Consider the following 20,805-nt stretch of genomic DNA (forward strand, 5'->3'; position numbering starts at 1 on the left):
ACTGAACTCCTCTGTGCGGATCACAAGGCATCCGCAAAAATTTGAAAACCGTGTTGCCCGTACCCGAGCACAGCCCGCATGAGCGGGCTGTAATCGGGGGGAGGCAACACGGTACAATTATAACATGGAACGATAGATTTGCCAATACTCCTGAACGGACTGATTCCAAGAACTATCAAATTTCATGTCATTTTTTTGCAGGAGCTTCCAGTGCTTGCTGTCCTGATAGAAAGCAGCAGCGCGCCGGACAGCATCCAGCATGTCATGGGCGTTGTAACTTTTGAAGGTAAAGCCGCGCCCTTCCATGGTCTCCGGGTTCAAAGCGGGTACGGTATCGTACAATCCGCCGGTCTCCCGGATGATGGGTACGGTGCCGTAGCGCATGGCGATGAGCTGCGTCAGGCCACAGGGCTCCATTTTGGAGGGCATCAGCACCAGATCGCCGCCGGCGTACGTCTCGTGAGCCAATTTGTTGTCGAAAACGATGTTAGCAGACATCTTTTCCGGGTACTGGTCGGCATAGGAGCGGAACATATCCTCATAATTCTGCTCGCCTGTGCCGATGATGACCAGCTGGATATCCTCCTGCATCAGGTCATCCATGACAGCCTGCACCAGGTCCAGGCCCTTGTGGGAGACCAAGCGGGTGATCATAATCACCATGGGCACGTCGTCCCGGCACTCCAATCCCAGCTTTTCCTGGAGCGCCCGCTTGTTCTCCGCCTTCTTGTCTAGCTGATCACAGGTGTAATTCACCGGGATCAGGGGATCGGTGGAGGGGTCAAAGATGTCGGTGTCGATGCCGTTGACCACGCCGCTGAGCTTGTAGCTGTGGTGGCGCAGCACTCCGTCCAGCCCGTGGGCGTAATAGGGGTCCTGAATCTCGTAGGCGTAGGTGCGGGAGACGGTACTCACCCGGTCAGACACCAGAATGGCGGCCTTCATCATGTTGGTGCAGCCGTCAAACTGGGTGGTACCCCGCCAATCCTCCGGCAGGCCCAGCACTTCGTCCACAAAGGACTCCGGTGCTTTGCCCTGATACTCCATATTGTGGATGGTAAACAGGGTGCGGATGGGCTGGTAGGCATCCAGACCCATGTAGAAGGCCCGGAGGAAGACGGGAATCATGGCAGTTTGCCAGTCGTTGGCGTGGATGACATCGGGATACCAGTTGAGGTATTGCAGGGACTCCAAAACGGCCTTGGAGAAGAAGGCGAAGCGCTCGCCGTCATCGTAGTAGCCGTAGGCGTTGTCCCGATAGAAGTAGTACTCATTGTCGATGAAGTAGTACTGCAGGTTTCTCTGGGTGTCCTTGGCACGGAACACACCACAGTATACACTGCGCCAGGACAGAGGCACCCGGAAGTTACAGAGAAACTCAATGTCCCACCGGGGACTGTCTTTGATAGCCTTGTAGTAGGGGAGAAAGACAGCCACCTGTGCGTTTTCATCGGCACTGAGCGCTTTGGGCAGCGCAGATGCCACGTCGCCCAGCCCTCCCGTTTTTAAAAAGGGAGCGGCTTCACTGGCGGCAAATAAGATTTTCATACAGTGACTCCTTTGCGGATGATCACGGGAGCAGTCTCCAGGCCCTTGAGCTGGCTACCGGCGGTGATGGTGGCCCACTTGTCCACAATGACGTTCTCCAGGCTGGCGCCCTCGCCGATGACGCTGCCCTGCATGATGATGCAGTTCTTCACTGTGGCACCCTTGGCGATGCGTACGCCACGGCCAATGACGGAGTGCTCCGCATTGCCATCCAAAATGCAGCCGTCGGCGATGATACAGCCGGAGATGTTGCAGTCCATGCCGTAGTGAGAGGGAACCTCGTCGTTGACACGGGTATAGATGGGACGGTCAGGACGGAACAGGGCATTGCTGATGCCCTCGTCCAGCAGAGCCATATTGCTGCTGAAATAGCTCTCAATGTCGTTGACCCGCAGGACGGGATCGGTGAAGGGATAGATGTTGATGGACAGGTCCCCGGTGTTGAAGCGGGACTGAATGAAGTCACGCTCCAGGAAGTAGACACCCCGGGCGGTAAACTCAGACACGGTGTCAATGAGCACCTGACGGTCCATGACCATGATGCTCATGCCACAGTAGTCGCCGGGCTGGGGCACGTGGTCCAGAGCGTAGCTGGTGACCCGCATGTTCCCATCCACCTGGATGACGGACTTGTAGGTGTTGCTGTTGCTCATCTTGCTCTGGGTGGCAACCACAGTGATGTCACAGCCGCTGTTGATGTGGGACTCCACCACGGGGCGGAAGTCCATGTTGCAGATCACGTGGGCATCTGCCATCACCACATAGGGAGAGGTGTCTTCCCGGAGGAAGTCCAGAGCGTTACGCAGCTCGTCCAGCTTGCCGCGGTTGGCCTGGTTCAGGCTCTCGCTGGCGTAGGGGGGGAGGATCTGCAGGCCGCCGTTCTTGCGGTTCAGGTCCCACTCCTGGGTATTGCCCAGGTGGGTCATCAGAGAGTGGTAGTGCTGCTTGGCCAGCACGCCCACGCTGGTGATGCCGGAGTTGACCATGTTGGACAGGGCGAAGTCCACCAGGCGGTAACGGCCGCCGTAGGGGATAGCCGCCATGTTACGGTCATGGGTAAAAGCGTTCAACTCATCCGAATACATCTCGGAGAAAATAATTCCACACATTTTCATCTTTGTAGCCCCCCTTAAACAATTTCCTTGGGTTTGATCACGGTGCCAGAGGGGATGGTCTTCTTATGACCCACAACACTGATACCCCAATCCTCGCCCAGGCAGTCCTCCGGGCGTGCGCCGATGGTGACGTTCTCTTCGATGACACACTGCTCACCCACGATGGCGTAGCTGACGGTGCTGCCCTTGCGGACGATGGTGTTGGGCATCAGGACGGTGCCGCTGACCACAGCGCCTTCTTCCACCTCGCAGCCGGTGTAGATCACGGAGTTCTCCACCGTACCCTTGATGCGGCAGCCCTCGGTGATGAAGGAGTTGGACACCTTGGAGGAGGGGGCGATCATGGTAGAGGGGCTGGCATAGTTCCGGGCATAGATCTTGGAGTGGGGGTTACGCATATCCAGGGGGTCCTTGGGGTCCAACAGGTCCATGTTGGCATCCCACAGACTGCCCAGAGTACCCACGTCCTTCCAGTAGCCTTCAAAGGGATAGGCATACATGGGACGGCCGTCCCGCAGGAAGGCGGGGATGACGTTCTTGCCGAAGTCGTTCTCGGAGTTGGGGTCGGCCTCGTCGGCGATCAGGTACTTCTTCAGAGCGGCCCAAGTGAAGATGTACACACCCATGGAGGCCTGGGTGCTCTTGGGGTGGGCGGGCTTCTCCTCGAAGTCCACGATGGCCTGGTTCTCGTCGGTGCTCATGATGCCCATACGAGTGGCGTCTTCCATGCTGACGTTGATGACTGCAATGGTGCACTCGGAGCCCTTCTCCTTATGGAACTGCAGCATCTTGTTGTAATCCATCTTATAGATGTGGTCACCGGAGAGAATAAGCACGTATTCGGGCTGATATCTCTCGATGAAGGGGATGTTCTGATAGATGGCGTTGGCTGTGCCCTTATACCACTGGTTGCTGGTGGTCTTGGTATAGGGAGGAAGCACATGGGCGCCGCCGAAATTCCGGTTCAGATCCCAAGGCTGGCCGTTGCCGATGTAGTCGTTGAGCTCCAGGGGCTGATACTGGGTGAGAATACCCACGGTATCAATGCCGGAGTTCACGCAGTTGGAGAGAGAGAAGTCAATGATGCGATACTTGCCGCCGAAAGGCACGGCGGGTTTTGCGGTGTTTTCTGTCAGTACATACAATCTACTGCCCTGGCCGCCGGCCAAGAGCATGGAGATGCATTCTTTTTTTCGTTCGATCACAGTGAAGCCCCCCTAATTCATCTTTCCTCGCTGGTTATATGTGATGGTTATTTGCTGGTCTTTTTACCAGCGGATTGTTTTTTGGAAACTCTGGTTTTTTTCACCTTTGCGCTGGGCACGCCTTCCACCGTCTTGCGGGTTCTCTGGGGCGCCTCTCGCTCGTAATATACGGTGGAGAGGGGCGGCAGAGTCAATTCGATGGAGTATTTCAGCCCGTGCATGGGTTTCGCCTTGGCCTTGACCGGCTTGAGCGGGGTACCAGTGCCACCATATTTCACGTCGTCGCTGGACAAAACAGGAATATAAGTACCGGCTTTGGCCGCACCGATGCAGTAGTGCTCGCGGGTGACCGGGCAGAAGTTGCACACAACCACAACCTCTTTTCCCTTGGCATCCACGCGCCGGAAGGAGATCACGCTCTGGCTGTTGTCGTCACAGGCAATCCACTGGAAGCCGTGCCAATCGTTGTCATTCTGCCACAGGGCAGGATGGGCCAGGTAGAAGTGATTCAAATCCCGGACATAGTCTTGCAACTGACGGTGCTTATCATATTCCAAAAGGAACCAGTCCAGTTCCTTGGTGAAATCCCATTCAATAAACTGACCGAACTCTCCGCCCATGAACACCAGCTTTTTGCCGGGATGGGTCATCATATAGCCGTAGAAGGCCCGGAGATTCTGGAACTTCTCCTCGTAGTCTCCCGGCATCTTGTTGAGCAGGGAGCACTTACCGTGGACCACCTCGTCATGAGAGAGGGGGAGGATAAAGTTTTCCGAGAACGCGTAGGTCAGAGAGAAGGTAATGTTGTTGTGACGGCCCTTGCGGAACAGGGGGTCGGTAGACATGTAATCCAGCATGTCATGCATCCAGCCCATATTCCACTTGAAGTTAAAGCCCAATCCGCCGTCATACCCAGGCTTGGTGACCATGGGGAAGGCGGTGGACTCCTCGGCGATGACCAGAGCGCCGGGGTTAAATTCGAAGGCAGCGGCGCTCATGTCCTGCAAGAACTTCACTGCGTCCAGATTGGTATTGCCGCCGTACTGGTTGGGGCGCCACTGACCATCCCGGCGTCCGTAGTCCAGATAGAGCATGGAAGCCACGGCGTCCACTCGAATGCCGTCCACATGGTACATGTCTAACCAGTAGACCACATTGGAGATGAGGAAGGACCGCACCTCGTAACGGCCATAATCGAAAATGTGGGTGCCCCAGTCCGGGTGCTCCTTGCGCAGAGGGTCGGAGGGCTCGTAACAGCAACCGCCGTCGAACTCATACAGACCCGTCTCATCCTTGGGGAAGTGCGCGCCCACCCAGTCCAAAATCACACCAATACCTGCGCTGTGGCAGATGTCTACAAACTTCATAAAGTCCTTGGGTGTACCGTACCGGGAGGTGGGGGCATAATATCCAGTGACCTGATAGCCCCAGGAGGGCTCAAAGGGATACTCGCTGATGGGAAGCAGCTCGATGTGGGTATAGCCCATATCCTTGACATACTTGACCAAATCCTTGGCGTATTCCTCGTAGGTCATGTAGTTGCCATCGGCATGCTTACGCCAGGACCCCAGGTGCAGCTCATAGATGTTCAGAGGACGGGTGAGCGGCTGCTCCTTGGCCCGGGCAGCACAATACTCCTGATCGGTCCACTCAAAGCCGTCCAGATCATAGATCTTGCTGGCAGTTTCGGGCCGAGTGCAGGTATGTACGCCGTAGGGATCGCTCTTGAAGACAAAGGAGCCATCCGGGCGTTCGATGTAGAATTTGTACTCGTCAAAGTGTTTGGCCTCGGGCAAAAACTGCTCCCAAATTCCATCGGTAAGCTTGTCCATGGCCGGCACATCGGTGTCCCAGTCATTAAATCGGCCCAAAACCCGGACAGAGCGGGCATGAGGGGCCCAGACACGGAACACATAGCCCTCCTTTCCGTCCCGGACCTCCTTGTGACAGCCCATAAATCGATAGGCGTCGTGGCTGGTTCCGGCGCTGAAACGGGCGATGGCATCGTTGAGATATGCGGTGTGATTCAAGGTATATGCCTCCCAATTCCTCGAACAACTCATGAGGTAATGATGCTGTGGTTTATTTTGTGGCTTTCATTATACTGCGATAGAACAATAAAGTCAAGATGCACAAAAAAGCAAATGAAAGCGCATATACTTTTAGTATACTATGTGTTGTTTTCGTAAAAAATGATTACGAGCCCTTAAATTCCCATTAAATGCTGTCAATATCTTACTATAACCTGTAGTAGCGAAAAAGAACGTTGACTTTTGGAGGAAAATCATGTATTCTATATCAGCTATCATTGATGGAGACGTATCGAAGTGGTCATAACGAGAACGACTCGAAATCGTTTGACGGGTAAAACCGTCCGTGGGTTCGAATCCCACCGTCTCCGCCAAAAAGTCCAGCAGCCTTTGGGTTGCTGGACTTTTTTGATTTCATCCAGTGAATTTTATGGCCATGTACACCACTTGAACCGGGGCAGGGGGTGGGGTATACTGGGGAACAGAAACCATGTGTATCAGGAGGGCAAGACCATGCAGACCGCTGCACAACTTCAACAGCTGCTTACCCGCATAGACCGCAGAAGTTACCCGGCCTATAAGGACACCCGAGGAACCTATCAGTTTCCGGGCTATATACTGTCCATCGACCACGTCCAGGGAGACCCTTTTGCCGCTCTCTCCAAACTGAGCATCCATGTCAAAGGAGAGAAGGCCGGGTTTCCTCATGAGCTGTACCAGATGCCCTGTCAGCGCATCGCCTTGCAAGATGCCATCACCCGCCTGTTTGCCCGGAAAGCTGGGCAGGTATCCGGACTGGCCAGAGGCTCCGGGCACAGCGGGCTTCTTTCCACCAGCCGCTGTGGACAGGAGGTATTGGAGCGCACGGCATGCAGTATGGACCCGGTCTCCGGAGACGCTGTGTTGCGCTTTGAGGCAGGATTTCCCGCCAATGGCCGTACGGTAAACGCTGGAGAACTGAGAAAGATACTGTTTGAGTTCCTGCCCCAGTGCGTGGAAGCATCCCTCATGTACCGAAATTTGGACGGAAAGAGGCTGCAAGGGGTGGCAGATCTGGCGGAGGACCAGCAGTATATCCGTAAGACGCTTCCCAAACTTGGCCTGTGCGCCTTCGTGGCAGATGGCAGCATTCTCCCTCGAGCCACTGGCATCTCTGCCCAGCCCATGAAGGGCAGTGTACCATTTCAGTCACCCCAGGAGTTGTCTGTCACCTTGGAACTGCCACACCGGGGAACCGTCACCGGCATGGGTATCCCTAAAGGCATCACCCTCATTGTGGGCGGTGGATATCACGGAAAATCCACCTTGCTCAAGGCACTGGAGGCAGGGGTATACAACCACATTTCCGGGGATGGGCGGGAATACGTCATCACGGATCATACCGCCGTCAAAATTCGGGCGGAAGATGGCCGAAGCATTGCCCAGACGGATATCTCCATGTTCATAAACCATCTGCCCAATGGAACGGACACCACCCGCTTCACCACCCAGGACGCCAGCGGCAGTACCTCCCAGGCTGCCAATGTGGTGGAGAGTATGGAGGCTGGAACCTCTCTGCTGCTCATGGATGAGGACACCAGCGCCACCAACTTCATGATTCGGGACGAGCTGATGCAGCGGGTCATTCACCGGGACATGGAGCCCATCACCCCGTTTTTGGAGCGTGTGGAAGAGCTGTATCACACCCACGGCATCTCCACCATTTTGGTGGCAGGCAGCTCTGGCGCCTATTTCCACCCCGCTCACCACATCATTCAAATGGACCGATATATCCCCAGGGACATTACCGCACTGGCCAAAGAGGCGGCACAGGCATTCCCCTCCACCTGTGCCCAGCTGGAGCCTGCACCGGCTCCCAATGTACACCGCTGTCCCCGTAGATCGGAGGAGTTTGGCCAAGGTGATCGGGTAAAACTGAAAACCTTGGGGCGGGATGGGGTATCCATCAACCGCGAGACCATCGACCTTCGGTACGTGGAGCAGCTCACTGACCCGGAACAACTCACTGCACTGGGGTACTGTTTGATATACGCCCAGAAGCATCTCATGGACGGCAGGCGCACCCTGCAACAGGTGGTGGAGGAACTGGAACAAATCATGGACCGCAAGGGCCTGGAGGCTCTGTGCGGACGGGAGGGAGCCTTTTTGGCCCGGCCCAGACGACAGGAGATCTTCGCCTGTTTCAACCGGTACCGGGGGCTGAACCTGGCTGGAAAAACTTCTTGAGTTCTCTTCTGAATCGTTGTATAATACCATTGTTTACAATTGAAAACGGGGAGCTTGTAGACAGGCTGAGAGGAAGGTGTGCCCTTCGACCCATGAACCTGATTTGGATAATGCCAACGTAGGGAGACATATGCCGTCATCAGCGGGGATACCAAGTCAGGTATCCCCGCTGTTTCTGTTTCAACGCTCATCCAACCCGCAGCCAGAAAGGAAGAGATCAACATGAGAACATACACAACCCAGATGGACGCAGCCCGTCAGGGCATCATCACCCCGGAGATGAAGGCGGTGGCCGCCAAAGAGTACCGCACGGAGGAGGAGATTCGGGAGCTGGTAGCCAAAGGACAGGTGGCCATCTGTGCCAATAAACTCCACACCTGTCTGGACCCCAACGGCGTGGGTTCTATGCTTCGCACCAAAATCAACGTCAATCTGGGGGTGTCCCGGGACTGCAAAGACTATGACGTGGAGATGCAGAAGGTGATGGCGGCAGTGAATATGGGGGCAGAGGCCATCATGGACCTGTCCTCCCACGGCAACACCCAGCCGTTCCGCCGGAAGCTGACCCAGGAGTGCCCTGCCATGATCGGCACGGTCCCCGTATACGACAGTGTCATCCACTATCAGCGGGATTTGGCCACTCTCTCCGCCAAGGACTTCATCGACGTGGTGCGACTCCACGCCCAGGACGGGGTGGATTTTGTCACCCTCCACTGCGGCATTACCCGCAAAACCATCGACCAGATCAAAAACCACAAGCGGAAAATGAACATCGTCTCCCGGGGCGGCTCCCTGGTGTTTGCCTGGATGAGCATGACCGGGGAAGAGAACCCCTTCTATGAGTACTTTGACGAGATTCTGGATATCTGTCGGGAATATGACGTGACCATCTCCCTGGGAGATGCCTGTCGCCCCGGCTGTCTGGCCGATGCCAGTGACGTATGCCAGATTGAAGAGCTGGTACGCTTGGGCGAGCTGACCCGCCGAGCCTGGGCCAAAAACGTACAGGTGATGGTGGAGGGCCCCGGCCACATGCCCCTGGACCAGATTGAGGCCAACATGAAGCTCCAGCAGACCATTTGCATGGGCGCTCCCTTCTATGTGCTTGGTCCCCTTGTCACGGATATCGCCCCTGGCTACGACCACATCACTGCCGCCATCGGCGGGGCAGTGGCCGCTTCGGCAGGCGCTGCCTTCCTGTGCTATGTGACCCCCGCCGAACATTTGGCTCTGCCCAATGTGGAGGACGTGAAGCAGGGAATCATCGCCTCCCGCATTGCTGCCCACGCCGCGGACATCGCTAAGAAAATCCCCCATGCCAGAGACCTGGACGACGCCATGGCCGATGCCCGGCGGACCTTCGACTGGGACAAGCAGTGGGAATGTGCCATTGACCCGGAGACCGCCAAGGGCATCCGGGATGACCGGGCCCCGGAGCACGAGGACAGCTGTTCCATGTGCGGCAAGTTCTGCGCCGTACGCAGCATGAACAAGGCCCTCAGCGGGGAGTACATCGACATTCTGTAACGAAAACAGGGATTCCTCCTAAAATCGGAGGAATCCCTGTTTTGATTACTCTTCCAGAGAATAAGGGGCAAATTGCAGCATGGTTTGAACGGTGGAGAAGGGGCGTCCCGCCCCTAAAGAGGGACTCTTTTGCTGGTGGTCTGTGGCCGTGAGCACCGGGTACTGAAATCGTGAAGTCTGGTGGGTGTACTGAACCCAAGAATCGATCCAGACTGTTTCGCCAGGAGAAGTGGGAAACACAGAGTATGCCACATAGCCCCGGTGATTGCTTCCCTGACGATGAAGAGAGAAGGAGGCAAACCAATCTGAATTCGTTTGCTGGCCCCAAAAGATGGAGTCGTAGGTGTAAGAGGCTTTCTCCAGGCGGGCATAGGGAGAGACGAAGGTCGCGCCGTTGTCGTCGTACAGAAGGCGGCCGTGCACCGCATCTTCGGCAGGAATCCAATACGAGGTATTGGTGTAGGCAGGGGTGAGTTGGAACGACTCTGTACCATAAAAGGCCGGGCTATCCTCCCACTGGAAGTGGTGGATGAGCTTCCAACGCTCCGGCTCTTCGGACAACTGCACCCCGATGCCCGTCAGGTGCAGCTGAGGTACTTTACCCTCGGAGGTGGTATGTTCCTCAAAGGAGCGGGTGTACTCATCCACCACCACCTGCTGGGCGCCCTGGCAGTCCTGCAAATCCTCCATAGAGAGGTCATTTAAAACCGTGTCTGGGAAGCCCAACTCTCGAAGCTTTTCTTTGATTTCTTGTTCCTGAGAAGAGGGCGGCGCAGACAGGAGCATCCAATCCATGGAGTAACTGTGGAAGAAGAGAAATCCGCCTGCCACGCCCACCAGAATGCACCCAGTGAAACACAGCGCAAACCGTCCCTCTGAGAGCCAAGCCCGCAGCCGAGGGAGCGGGTATCCGGCGGTGGTGACTGCCTGGGAGAATCGGAAGATACGGTAGAGGCAAAAGACATAGAGAATGATCAGAACGAGAAATCCAAACAGTCCAATCACTCCAAACACGGACAGCAGGGCCAATCCCACATACCACACCACCAGTCCACTGGCGGCTCTGGTGGATGCCTTCACTCCGGAGGCCTTTCGCAGCTGAAGCAGTCCCCGCCACAGGGAGAATAGAGTGACCAGCACCAGGAACATCGACGCCAGGTTTGTCAGATATCCCAAAGCAGAGGTATAGAATTGATTTTGAAAGATGGTGGCGTTTAGGGCAAACATCGGTACCAGGGCGATGCAACGCACTGCGGTGAAGACATAACAGCGGAACAGCCATTTGTTTTCCCGTCGTACGGCTCGGAAGCCCAAGTACAACAGGAGTAAACCAAGGAAAGACAGCAGCTCTTGCAGCAGAGGAATCTCCAGGGTGAGGGTACTCAGGGCCAATCCCCAGAGGATTTGGGTCATCGTGGTCTGCCAGCTGGGCGTCGGATCAGAACGGGACTCGGGGGCATCGGGTACAACGTGGTAGGTTTCCATAGGTCGGCCTCCTCCCTGATTTTGATAAATTCATCATATCTCATCTCGCCTCAAATGCCAAGTAGAGAAACAAAAATCCCCCGTGCTCGGAACAAGTTTCACCGAGTACGGGGGAGTGATTTTTCTCAGGAGAGTTTTTCCTTCAGTGCTAGGATCTTGTTGCAAATGGTTTGAATGGTCTCTTCAAACACTTCGTCACTCTGCCCGGTGGGGTCTTCCAGGCCCCAATTCTCCGTATAAGGGGCGGTAAAGGCCGGACAGCTGACATTACACCCCATATAAATTACCACATCCGGTTGGGGCAGCTGGGAGACCAGCTTGCTGTACTGGGTCTCCTCCATGTCGATGCCGTGGAGCTGTTTCATCATGCGCACGGCGTCGGGATTGATGCGGTCTTTTACCTCGGTGCCGCCGGAGTAGCTCTCAAATACATCTCCCGCCAACTTTTTGCCCAGGGCCTCCGCCATCTGACTGCGGCAGGAGTTGTGAACGCACACAAACGCAACCTTGGGTTTTCCCATGTCATTCATCTCCTTTATTCCTTGCCATCCTTGGTGCCAAACACGCTCATCAGCAGCACCAGGGAGCCCAAGTCCACCATGGGGGAGGAGATGAGAAAGGAGAATGTCACGCCCACCGGAAGCCCAGCACTGGTAAAGCCCATGAAAATGGGGATAGACGAACAGGAACAGAAGGGAGTCACCGTTCCCAACAGGGCAGCAACCACATTGGCCCACAGCCCCTGGAATCGACCCAGAATCTTCTTGGTGCGCTGGGGTGGAAAGTAACTCTGCAAATACGAGATGCCGAAAATCAGCACCGAGAGCAAGACAAAGATTTTAATGGTGTCATAGAGAAAAAATTGGACAATCCCGCCCAGGGTTCCATCCAGTCCCACCGCAGCCAGACCATTTCCAATGAGTTCGTTGAGCCATTTCATTCCCAAGACTTGATCTTGGAAGAAGAGCCAACCCGCTCTGATCCATTCCATCTCATCCATACCTCCAATCATAGTTCTAAAAATTTCGATTTGAACAAGTTGAGAAAAAACCATCTCAAGAAACAGATGGTTTTCTCATCCACAGCAGTTGTCTGAGGCGCCAGCAGCCGAGGTGTCCGTCAATTCCTCCAACCGCTGCCGGGCATAGGCACAGCCCTCCTCCCGCAGGGAATAGTGGGTCCACTTTCCCTCCGTACGTCCCACCACCACACCGGAGTCACAGAGAATCTTCATGTGATAGGAGAGGGTGGACTGGCTGATGTGCAGGTGCTCCAACAGCGCACAGGCACACTTCTCACCGCTGCGGAGCAGCTCCAAAATTTGCAGCCGATTCACATCGCAAAAGGCCTTAAACACTCTCATATCTGAGGCGTGATCTCGCACAGCAATCCCTCCTATCGCATCGAAGAATTTCAATCTAATGGCAGTATATTCAATCCATCGAGAAATGTCAATATGTCATTCACCAATATGGTTATTTTGACCATAGAGCCGTTGCATCATTTTGTGGCATGTTGTATACTTAAACAAACCACAAAATACAAAAAAAGGAGCGGTGAATCATGGGAGTATTGGAACTTAGAGACGTCAGCTATACGTATCAGACGCAGTATCAAAAGGTAGAGGCCCTGCGGAATATCACCGCATCCTTCGATGGTGGAAAGGTGTACGCCGTGGTTGGCAAATCGGGCAGCGGAAAAACCACGTTGCTCTCCCTGTTGGCGGGGCTGGACCTGCCCACAGAAGGAGAGGTGCTGTGCCACGATGTGGCCACCAGCCAAATGAAGTTGGAGCAGTACCGTCGGGAGCAGGTGGCGGTGATTTATCAAAATTTCCGGCTGTTCCCCTTGCTCACGGTGGCGGAAAATGTGATGTACCCCATGGAGCTGCGGGGGACAAGCCCCAAGGAGGCAAGGGAAAAGGCTAAGATTTTGGTAGAAAAAGTAGGACTGCCCGAGACCGTGCTGGGCCGTTATCCCACCATGCTCTCCGGCGGTGAGCAGCAGCGGGTGGCCATCGCCCGCGCCCTGGGCATGGACACCAAAATTCTCTTGGCGGACGAACCCACCGGAAACCTGGATACGGCCAACAGTGAGAATATCTATTCCATCCTCCAGAGTTTGGCCCATGACGACGGGTACTGTGTCATCATTGTCACCCACGACCGCACCCTGGCCCAGAAAGCAGATGACATTCTGGAACTGAAAGACGGTCAGGTGGTAAAGTGAGGAGGCGAATCCCATGGTGATACGAAACGGTATTCTCAGTACAGTTCGGGCCCGAGGGCGTACCGTCCTATTCAGCCTGCTCATCCTGCTTTTGACCCTCTCCCTGTCCCTGGGAATGGCCCTGTGGAGCTACTGCGCCCAGACGCTGGAGGCCATGGACCAGGCTTACACCTCCATTGCTTTGGTGGAACACATGGGAGAGAACTATCCCGACCCCTATGCAGCGGACGATACCGCCCGCCAGTCCCTGGCGCAGTTGGGGGACTATAGCCAGGTGCCTGGGGTAACGCTGTGGGAGACCACCGATTGGGGCGTCGCCCTGTCCGAGGGATATCAGCGTCCGGACGGCACCATTCCCTATGAGAACCAGGTGGTTTTGGCTGTGTTCCAGATCACCCAGAAGTACGTTCAAGAGTCCTTCACCATTGAGCCAGAAGACCTCCCGGAGGAGTATATAATTCGGGAAGGCCCCACCTGCACTGTAAAAACCAAGGAGGGCATGTGGGAAGATATTCAGTATTATTCCCTGCTCTCCAGCAGAAAAGAGGATGTCCGAGTGGTTGCCAGCCCTAGACTCACTCTAATAGACGAGACCCGCAACATCACATTGGATTTGAGCTGGATGGAGGAGGCAGGGAACGTCTTCGATCGTGGAGAGTCCTATGGGACAGACCCTGCCACAGGTGAGAGCTATTGGGTAGAATATTTCTTGGGATATCGACAGGCTCCGGCAGGGTATACAGGCATCATCGGGAAAAATCTCTACTCCTATGAGGGGAAGAGTGGTGTTCTGGTGGAAATTGACCCCGGGGACAGCGGCTTTGTACCCGAGCCCGGAAAGCGTTACCTCCTCCACGGAGAACTGTACGACAGCGGCAGTTCCAGCCGTGCCATTCGGGTGACGGAGTTCTACGAGGGCTGTGACCAGTCTCCCTGGGTGGCCTTTGACAGTTATGATGACCCAGTATTCAACGACAGCATCTTTACAGAGTACGCCCAAAAATATGAGTTGGGCAACAACTACATCCAAGTGGAATCCAGCGATCACATCGCCGCTCTGGAGCCCTTCCAACAAGGGACCTTGTATCTCACCGATGGGCGATATCCCGAAGCGGTGGAGAGCGGCGTATGCGCCATAACCCAGGACATTGCCAAACAGCTGAATTTGAAGGTGGGGGACACCATTTCTCTGTCCATGATGCAGTCTACCGAATACGACCCCTTTGCCTTGGAAGAAATAGATGACGCTCGAACCTGGACCGTGGTTGGGATTGTGAACCAGGCCAGCGGCTACGAGGGGCGCATCTGGGTTTCCAGGGGAGAGGATCTACCTCAAGCACCCCTGTTTGGCTATCTGTTGGGCCGGGCCGTTTTGGACAACAACCGTGCGGTAGAGGCAGTGGACCAGATGGAAGCCATGGCTCCGGACGGGGTGCGCATCACCCTATATGACCAGGGCTATGCAGCCGCAGCTCAACCCCTACAGGCCATGGAGTCCACGGCTCAGGGCGTCACGTTTGCCTCCCTGGTGGGCGTGTTGGCTGTCTTGTGCCTGTTTGCATTCCTCTTTGTGGGGCGACAGCAGCAGGCGGTGGACGTGATGGTCTCCTTGGGTACGCCCAAGGGTAAGATTCGGCTGTGGCTCCTCTCCGGCGTGACCCTGGTGGCAGGGGTAGCTGTACTGGTAGGGATGGCGGTATCTGCCGCCTCCATGCAGCTGCTCATTGCTCTGGCCTTTCAAGGGGCCCGTGCCCTGTATGCCGCCGACCGGCGGTATAGCAACGGGGCTCTGGGCACCACCAAAGAGGTAGAGCTGCCCCAACAAGTACCTCTGTGGCCTGCCCTGGTGGCAGGCGTGGTGGTGTTTGTGGCGGCGGTAATCCTGTGCGTGGCCTTTGTGGGCCAGGCGCAGCGAAAAAACACACTTCGCCAGGGTAAAACCCGGGTACGTGTTCCCCGCAGCGGCACCAGTGTCGCAGGGAAGGGTGCTGTGCGCTTTGCCTGGCTCTCTGCCCGCCGAGGCGGTTGGCGCTCTGTGGTAGTTCCCGTAGTGGCACTGGTGTTATCCGGATTTTTGGGCTTTTTGATGGTAACCGCTCAGGGCTGGGAGAGCCAGCGCCGGAGTCTCTACGATAACACCACCATCACAGGTCAATTTACCTCTGCCAATGGAAGACAGTATACAGATTTGCATCTATCCGATCCGTTCCAGATCAGCGACTCCGGCATGGTGTCTGACATTCAGGTCTATCGCAGCTACCACTACTGGCTGAGCAAGGACATGCCACAATTCGCAGACAATGTATATGGCCAAGACCGCAGAGCCGGGTGGATTGAAAAGCAGGAAGACATGGTATTCCTCAACGGCTTCGCAGTTGCGCCAGACTTCATTTACAGCGAGAAAAGCCCGGAAATCACATGGCTAGAGGGCTGGGACGAGGGATTCCTGACAGAGCCCAGCAACTACACCAATGGCATGGAGGGTATTACCCCCTGTGTTGCCAGCACACGCTGGATGAAAGAGAAGGGGGTGGAGTTGGGCGACCAAATTTCCGTCTATACGGAACTGGCAGGCGATATTCCCGTGTGCATCGTGGGTTCTTTTACTCCGTGGGGAGCTGCTGACAACCTCTACGCACCACTGAGTTGCTTGCAAACTGACATCGTCGATTATCTGGGTTGCCGTTTCACCCTGAAATCCGCCTATGATTTGGATAATTTCCGGGAGTATCTGGCCCAGGAAGAATATTCTGTCCCAGGAGATTTAAACGGCAATCGCATCGTAGTCATGCTCAACGACTCCACCTTTACTCAGACTGTGGAGGCTCTGGGGCGCTATATCACCCTGAGCCAAATTCTCTTCCCCGTGCTTTTCCTCCTCATGGGAGTCATGGGCTTTGTGGTGTCCTGGCTGATGGTCAATGGTCGGCGCATGGAGTTTGCCATTATGCGAGGGCTGGGTGCCTCCCAAACGCGGGTGTTCGGCTCCTTCTTCCTGGAACAGATGGGGCTGTGCCTGATCGGATGTATCCTCAGCGGAGTGGTCCTGACCCTTTGGAGCGGGCAGCCCCTGGTCTGGCTGGCTTCCATTGGCTTTGCTCTCTTTTATTTGGCAGGATGTGCTCTAGCGGTGCGCACAGTTGGGAAAACTAAAATTTTCGCCTTGCTCACCCATGCCGACTGAGAGGATGAAAGTCCTGGTTATGGGACATCCTCTGTGGTAGAATAGTCCCATCACCGAGAGAGGAGCGCAGGGGCATGCAGGAGAAGACCTATCTATCCATTGATTTGAAATCCTTTTATGCCTCCGTGGAGTGCATGGAGCGGGGACTGGACCCCATGACCACCCATCTGGTGGTGGCCGACCAGAGCCGTACCGAGAAGACCATCTGTCTGGCGGTGTCTCCTGCCCTGAAAGCCTACGGCATCTCCGGGCGGGCCCGGCTCTTTGAAGTGGTGCAGAAGGTGAAGGAGGTCAACGCCCAGCGGCGGCGCAAGGCCCCAGGCGGAGTCTTCACGGGAACCTCCCACCAGGCTCCCCAGCTGCTGGCCCGGCCGGACCTGGCTCTGGACTACTTGGTGGCCCCGCCGCAGATGGCCCACTATATTTCGTTCAGCACCCGCATCTATAACGTGTATCTGAAATATATCGCCCCAGAGGACATGCATGTCTACTCCATTGACGAGGTATTTCTGGATGTGACCCCCTATCTGGACACCTATGGCATGACGGCGGAGGAGTTGGCCCGTACCATTTTGCTGGATGTGCTCCACACCACCGGAATCACCGCCACCGCTGGCATTGGCAGCAATCTGTATCTGGCCAAGGTCGCTATGGACATTGAGGCCAAGCACATCTCACCGGACGAAAATGGGGTTCGCATTGCCCGTCTGGACGAGATGAGCTACCGCCGCAACCTCTGGGCCCATCGTCCTCTCACCGATTTCTGGCGGGTTGGCCGGGGGTACGCCAAAAAGCTGGAACAGCAGGGGCTGTACACCATGGGCGACATTGCCCGGTGTTCTCTGGGCAGGCGAGAGGACTACTACAACGAGGAACTGCTCTACAAACTGTTTGGGGTGAATGCGGAGCTGCTCATTGATCACGCCTGGGGGTGGGAGCCGTGCACTATCGCTGATATCAAATCCTATCGCCCCACCACCAACAGTGTGGGGTCGGGCCAGGTACTGAAAACCCCATACCCGGCGGAAAAGGCGCGGCTGGTGGTGCAGGAGATGGCAGATCTCCTGGTGCTGGATTTAGTGGACCATCGACTGATGACCGACCAGCTCACTTTGACGGTGGGCTACGACCGGGAGAATCTCACCGATCCCCAGCGGAGGCTGGCCTACCGGGGTGCTGTCTCCACCGATGCCTATGGACGAGCCATCCCCAAGCACGCCCACGGCACCACTCATTTGCCGGAATACACCTCCTCCACCACAGAGATTGTGGAGGCAATAACCAGATTATTTGACCGAATTGTCAATCCACAACTGCTCATTCGGCGGCTCAACGTCACCGCCAACCGGGTGTTGCGGGAAGACTGCCTGCCTACGCAAGGGTTCCAACAGTTGAGCCTATTCTCTGACGACGGGCAACAGCGGCAAGCCCAGCGAAAGCGAGAGCGCCAGAAGCAACAGGCCATTCTCAGTATCAAGAAGAAGTACGGAAAAAACGCCCTTCTCAAAGGGATGAACTTTCGGGACGGGGCTACCACCCGGGAGCGCAATGGACAGATTGGGGGTCACAAGGCATGAGGGAGAAGCGACACCCCTACGAGGACATCCTTTCTGTGCCTCGGCCCACCACTCACGTGCGCCCACCCATGCCCCGGCAGGACCGGGCGGCACAATTTGCCCCCTTTGCTGCGCTCACCGGCCACGATGCCGCCATTCGAGAGACGGCCCGTACTACCCAGGCCAGACGCCAGCTCTGTGAGGACGAAAAACTCATATTGGACCGAAAGCAGCAGTTCCTGCTGGAACAGGTGCACCAACACCCACAGGTCACAGTCACCTATTTTCAGCCGGATGCACGCAAGGCAGGCGGGGCATACCAAGTGTTTACCGGACATGTGCGTGCTCTGGACACCTTCCGACGGCTGTTACGCACCGTGGAGGGCAAAGACATTCACGTGGACGACATCGTGGATCTGGAAAGCCCTCTGTTTTCTCAATTGGAACTGTAAAAAGCACCACCGGCGAAATCGTCGGTGGTGCTTTTTACTTAAGATTCTGGGGTTGATGCCGGCGCAGCTGCGTCAATGCTCAGGGAATATCCCTGGAGAATGGCAGTGGTATCCTCCGCCATTTCGTGCTCGATGGTCACTTGATCGCCCACATTGAGGATGACGGCAGTGGGATTCTCTACGGCGGAGAGGGAGTAGAACACGTTCTCTTCCTCCAGACGCACATAATAGTAGGTGTTGCCGTTTAGTACAGCGCTGCGAATCTCCGCCACGACACCCTGGGCCGTGGTCTGAGGCACTTCCTCCTCCTCCGTCAGGCCCTTGTCTGTGAGCATGCGGATATACTGCTGTTCACACTGGGCTACGGTGCTTCCCGTGGCCACCAGCTGATACTGGGCCACGTTGACCATGGCATAGCTCTTCACCAGCAGGGTATTATCCTGGAGGGGTATGAAATAGGTGGGCTGTCCTGCCACATTGATCAGCAGGGGGAAGGTGGCGGTGTAGCCCAGGTCCTGCACCACACCCTCGGCAGATGCCTGAGCCGCCGCCTCTGTGGCACCGGGAGCATCGTAGAAAATGGTCTCCTTGGTGCGCTGGTTGGAGAGGAGGAAGCCCAGATTGGACTGGTCGGAGTTGGCGGAGGTGACACCGGTGTACACATACACGTCATCGTTGATGGCGATATAATTATACCCCTCTGTGGTCACGGTCACATCCTTCTGGCCGAAAATGGAGTTGATAAATCCGTTGACCAGGGTGCCATAGTAGTCATACTGCTGCATGATGAGGGCAGGGGTATACAGGTTATCCACCCAAGAGGGCACCTCGTCATAATACTGGCTTTCTCCGGTGATGGCGTTACAGAGGACAGCGCCCTGAATGTCAGTGCCGCCAAACAGGCCGATGGTCTTTACCACCCGGGGGGCAATCCACCAGGGCTGTCCATCCTCGTCGATTTCAAAGCGAGGAGTGGAGAACATGAAGGTGGGGTACTGGAAGCGGAGGTGGCGCATGATGTTCCGGTTCAAAGGCTCGGAGAAGGAGTATTTCATTCCCTCCTCCAGCCGCACCACCTGAGCCTCCTGGGTGACCATGTCCACCAGCACATAGGCGGGCAGACCTTCGCCCCGGTTGGTCAGCCACTTGAACAGATCGGCATAGGCCACAGGGGCCACGCGGACGGGGCGGCCCTGGTAGTTGATCTGGGTGGAATCTCCGCCGTACTCAAACTGGCTGACCATGTCGCTGAGGGTACCCATCTGGCGATCCCCCAGGTACTCGGCAGAGGTGCGGTCCAGGGTGGGAATCTCATCAAAGGAAATCTGGCTAATATCCTGAGAGAATTCACCGCTGTTGACCGTCAGCAGCTCCCGGTAAGCCTGGGCCCGGAAAATGGGGAGGGAGACCAACTGTCCCACCACACCCACTACCACCAGCAAGAGCATGAAAATCCCGATGGGCAGACACTGTTGTTTGATGAAGCTAAGATAATGGCGCACCTTATCTTTTCCGGTGGTCACCACCGTGGTGTCCTGAAATCCTGAGGTAATCAAGGCGCAGACCATATAGACCAGGCACAGCAGGAAGAGGAATCCGTAAAACTCCGTGGCCTGTAGATTGAGGGCAGGAAGGGTGATATAGAAGTAGAGGAACCCCACCACCGCTGTAACCAGGAGGTTCAGAAGGATTTTTCCCAGTTTGCCTTTGGGCCAGAGAAAGCCCTTTTTTCGTCGCTCTTTCATAACATGGAACTCCTTTCGAATCCATAGAGAGTTGATGTAAAGTATACCTGCTTTTCTCAGAAAAAGCAATCAAAAGAGAAACCCGCAGCTGAAGGTATCCAGCTGCGGGTTTTGTCATGATGTTAGATCATGCGAAGAATGGCTTCCTTGGGCTGCACACCCACAGACTGGGCCACAGCCTCGCCGTTCTTCATCACCACCAGGGTGGGGATGCTCATCACGCCGAACTGACGGGCCAGCTCGGGCTCGTTGTCCACGTTGACCTTGCCCACCTTGATGTCAGTGCGCTCAGCGGCAATCTGGTCCAGCACAGGGGCCAGCATGCGGCAGGGGCCGCACCACTCAGCCCAGAAGTCCAGCAGCACAGGCTGGGAGGCCTGGAGAACCTCAGCGTCAAAATTGTCCTTGGTGATGGTAATGGTATTCATGAGGAACGTCTCCTTTTCTTGTTGAATTTTGTACTCTGAGCATACACCCTTTTATGATTCCCTTCTGTGACAAAC

General features: G+C 55.7%; 15 protein-coding genes, 1 tRNA gene, 1 pseudogene and 1 riboswitch. Of the genes and pseudogenes, 7 read left to right on the forward strand and 10 right to left on the reverse strand.

All coding sequences use genetic code 11. From position 1 onward, the window contains the following. Positions 1-117: 117 nt before the first annotated feature. From glgA to glgB, 4 genes are read right to left on the reverse strand one after another with little or no spacing between them, the layout of a single operon-like run. Entirely contained in the window at positions 118-1,548 is a 1,431-nt protein-coding gene (gene glgA, locus B5F22_RS00385) for a glycogen synthase GlgA (protein ID WP_087389609.1), read from the reverse strand. Continuing rightward, positions 1,545-2,663 (reverse strand): glucose-1-phosphate adenylyltransferase subunit GlgD, encoded by a 1,119-nt coding sequence (gene glgD / locus B5F22_RS00390; RefSeq protein WP_087230226.1) that lies wholly within the window; start codon positions 2,661-2,663, stop codon positions 1,545-1,547. Before glgD ends, glgA begins: the two co-directional genes overlap by 4 nt. Before the next feature lie 14 nt (positions 2,664-2,677). Next, positions 2,678-3,868 carry a glucose-1-phosphate adenylyltransferase gene (locus B5F22_RS00395; RefSeq protein ID WP_087230223.1) on the reverse strand — a complete coding sequence of 397 codons (1,191 nt, stop codon included), beginning with the start codon at positions 3,866-3,868 and terminating at the stop codon, positions 2,678-2,680. Positions 3,869-3,915: 47 nt separating this feature from the next. Next, the gene (gene glgB, locus B5F22_RS00400; RefSeq protein ID WP_242955019.1) at positions 3,916-5,898 is read right to left on the reverse strand and encodes a 1,4-alpha-glucan branching protein GlgB; all 1,983 of its coding nucleotides are present in this window, start codon (positions 5,896-5,898) and stop codon (positions 3,916-3,918) included. A 283-nt stretch (positions 5,899-6,181) separates the two neighbouring features. Here glgB and B5F22_RS00405 point away from each other — a divergent pair. The 3 genes from B5F22_RS00405 to thiC all read left to right on the forward strand — a co-directional run bounded on the left by B5F22_RS00405 (position 6,182) and on the right by thiC (position 9,651). Beyond that, a tRNA-Ser gene (locus B5F22_RS00405) sits at positions 6,182-6,272 on the forward strand. A 139-nt stretch (positions 6,273-6,411) separates the two neighbouring features. Then, positions 6,412-8,124, forward strand: coding sequence for an ABC-ATPase domain-containing protein (locus tag B5F22_RS00410; protein WP_087389616.1), 1,713 nt, complete (start codon positions 6,412-6,414; stop codon positions 8,122-8,124). 37 nt (positions 8,125-8,161) lie between these two features. Next, a riboswitch (TPP riboswitch) is annotated at positions 8,162-8,266 on the forward strand. 80 nt (positions 8,267-8,346) lie between these two features. Further along, on the forward strand, positions 8,347-9,651 hold the full coding sequence (thiC, locus tag B5F22_RS00415) for a phosphomethylpyrimidine synthase ThiC (RefSeq protein WP_087389619.1): 1,305 nt from the start codon (positions 8,347-8,349) through the stop codon (positions 9,649-9,651). A gap of 45 nt (positions 9,652-9,696) precedes the next feature. On the opposite strand, the gene B5F22_RS00420 is transcribed toward thiC, so the two are convergent. The 4 genes and pseudogenes from B5F22_RS00420 to B5F22_RS00435 form a co-directional block, all read right to left on the reverse strand. Continuing rightward, a complete protein-coding gene (locus B5F22_RS00420) occupies positions 9,697-11,136 on the reverse strand; it encodes a hypothetical protein (RefSeq protein WP_087389622.1) in 1,440 nt (479 codons plus the stop codon). Between the two features lie 125 nt (positions 11,137-11,261). Continuing rightward, positions 11,262-11,657: an arsenate reductase ArsC gene (locus tag B5F22_RS00425; RefSeq protein ID WP_087389623.1), complete on the reverse strand. Its 396-nt coding sequence runs from the start codon at positions 11,655-11,657 to the stop codon at positions 11,262-11,264. A gap of 35 nt (positions 11,658-11,692) precedes the next feature. Then, positions 11,693-12,127: pseudogene (locus B5F22_RS00430) on the reverse strand (permease); the annotation flags it as partial. Positions 12,128-12,211: 84 nt separating this feature from the next. Continuing rightward, positions 12,212-12,499 (reverse strand): metalloregulator ArsR/SmtB family transcription factor, encoded by a 288-nt coding sequence (locus B5F22_RS00435; RefSeq protein ID WP_204210464.1) that lies wholly within the window; start codon positions 12,497-12,499, stop codon positions 12,212-12,214. A gap of 200 nt (positions 12,500-12,699) precedes the next feature. Between B5F22_RS00435 and B5F22_RS00440 the strand changes: the two genes are divergently transcribed. The 4 genes from B5F22_RS00440 to B5F22_RS00455 all read left to right on the forward strand — a co-directional run bounded on the left by B5F22_RS00440 (position 12,700) and on the right by B5F22_RS00455 (position 18,557). After that, positions 12,700-13,365, forward strand: a complete 666-nt coding sequence (locus B5F22_RS00440; RefSeq protein WP_087369345.1) for an ABC transporter ATP-binding protein — start codon at positions 12,700-12,702, stop codon at positions 13,363-13,365. Between the two features lie 13 nt (positions 13,366-13,378). After that, entirely contained in the window at positions 13,379-16,549 is a 3,171-nt protein-coding gene (locus B5F22_RS00445) for an FtsX-like permease family protein (RefSeq protein WP_087389629.1), read from the forward strand. Between the two features lie 74 nt (positions 16,550-16,623). Next, the gene (locus B5F22_RS00450) at positions 16,624-18,126 is read left to right on the forward strand and encodes a Y-family DNA polymerase (RefSeq protein ID WP_087389632.1); all 1,503 of its coding nucleotides are present in this window, start codon (positions 16,624-16,626) and stop codon (positions 18,124-18,126) included. Continuing rightward, a complete protein-coding gene (locus B5F22_RS00455) occupies positions 18,123-18,557 on the forward strand; it encodes a hypothetical protein (RefSeq protein ID WP_087389635.1) in 435 nt (144 codons plus the stop codon). The genes B5F22_RS00450 and B5F22_RS00455 overlap by 4 nt, the downstream gene beginning before the upstream one ends. Positions 18,558-18,595: 38 nt before the next feature. Here B5F22_RS00455 and B5F22_RS00460 read toward each other — a convergent pair whose 3' ends face one another. Both B5F22_RS00460 and trxA read right to left on the reverse strand, forming a co-directional pair. Next, positions 18,596-20,302 (reverse strand): hypothetical protein, encoded by a 1,707-nt coding sequence (locus B5F22_RS00460; protein WP_087389638.1) that lies wholly within the window; start codon positions 20,300-20,302, stop codon positions 18,596-18,598. A gap of 122 nt (positions 20,303-20,424) precedes the next feature. Then, complete coding sequence (gene trxA, locus B5F22_RS00465) at positions 20,425-20,757, reverse strand: thioredoxin (protein ID WP_275532466.1); 333 nt, start codon at positions 20,755-20,757, stop codon at positions 20,425-20,427. Positions 20,758-20,805 lie beyond the last annotated feature (48 nt).

The organism is Pseudoflavonifractor sp. An187, assembly GCF_002160275.1.
Classification (GTDB): Bacteria; Bacillota; Clostridia; order Oscillospirales; family Oscillospiraceae; genus Enterenecus; species Enterenecus faecium.

Coding starts and splice junctions, on each gene's coding strand:
- glgA (WP_087389609.1), bottom strand. CDS start 1,548: ATGAAAATCTTATTTGCCGCCAGTGAAGCCGCTCCCTTTTTAAAAACG.
- glgD (WP_087230226.1), bottom strand. CDS start 2,663: ATGAAAATGTGTGGAATTATTTTCTCCGAGATGTATTCGGATGAGTTG.
- B5F22_RS00410 (WP_087389616.1), top strand. CDS start 6,412: ATGCAGACCGCTGCACAACTTCAACAGCTGCTTACCCGCATAGACCGC.
- thiC (WP_087389619.1), top strand. CDS start 8,347: ATGAGAACATACACAACCCAGATGGACGCAGCCCGTCAGGGCATCATC.
- B5F22_RS00420 (WP_087389622.1), bottom strand. CDS start 11,136: ATGGAAACCTACCACGTTGTACCCGATGCCCCCGAGTCCCGTTCTGAT.
- B5F22_RS00425 (WP_087389623.1), bottom strand. CDS start 11,657: ATGGGAAAACCCAAGGTTGCGTTTGTGTGCGTTCACAACTCCTGCCGC.
- B5F22_RS00435 (WP_204210464.1), bottom strand. CDS start 12,499: ATGAGAGTGTTTAAGGCCTTTTGCGATGTGAATCGGCTGCAAATTTTG.
- B5F22_RS00440 (WP_087369345.1), top strand. CDS start 12,700: ATGGGAGTATTGGAACTTAGAGACGTCAGCTATACGTATCAGACGCAG.
- B5F22_RS00445 (WP_087389629.1), top strand. CDS start 13,379: ATGGTGATACGAAACGGTATTCTCAGTACAGTTCGGGCCCGAGGGCGT.
- B5F22_RS00450 (WP_087389632.1), top strand. CDS start 16,624: ATGCAGGAGAAGACCTATCTATCCATTGATTTGAAATCCTTTTATGCC.
- B5F22_RS00455 (WP_087389635.1), top strand. CDS start 18,123: ATGAGGGAGAAGCGACACCCCTACGAGGACATCCTTTCTGTGCCTCGG.
- B5F22_RS00460 (WP_087389638.1), bottom strand. CDS start 20,302: ATGAAAGAGCGACGAAAAAAGGGCTTTCTCTGGCCCAAAGGCAAACTG.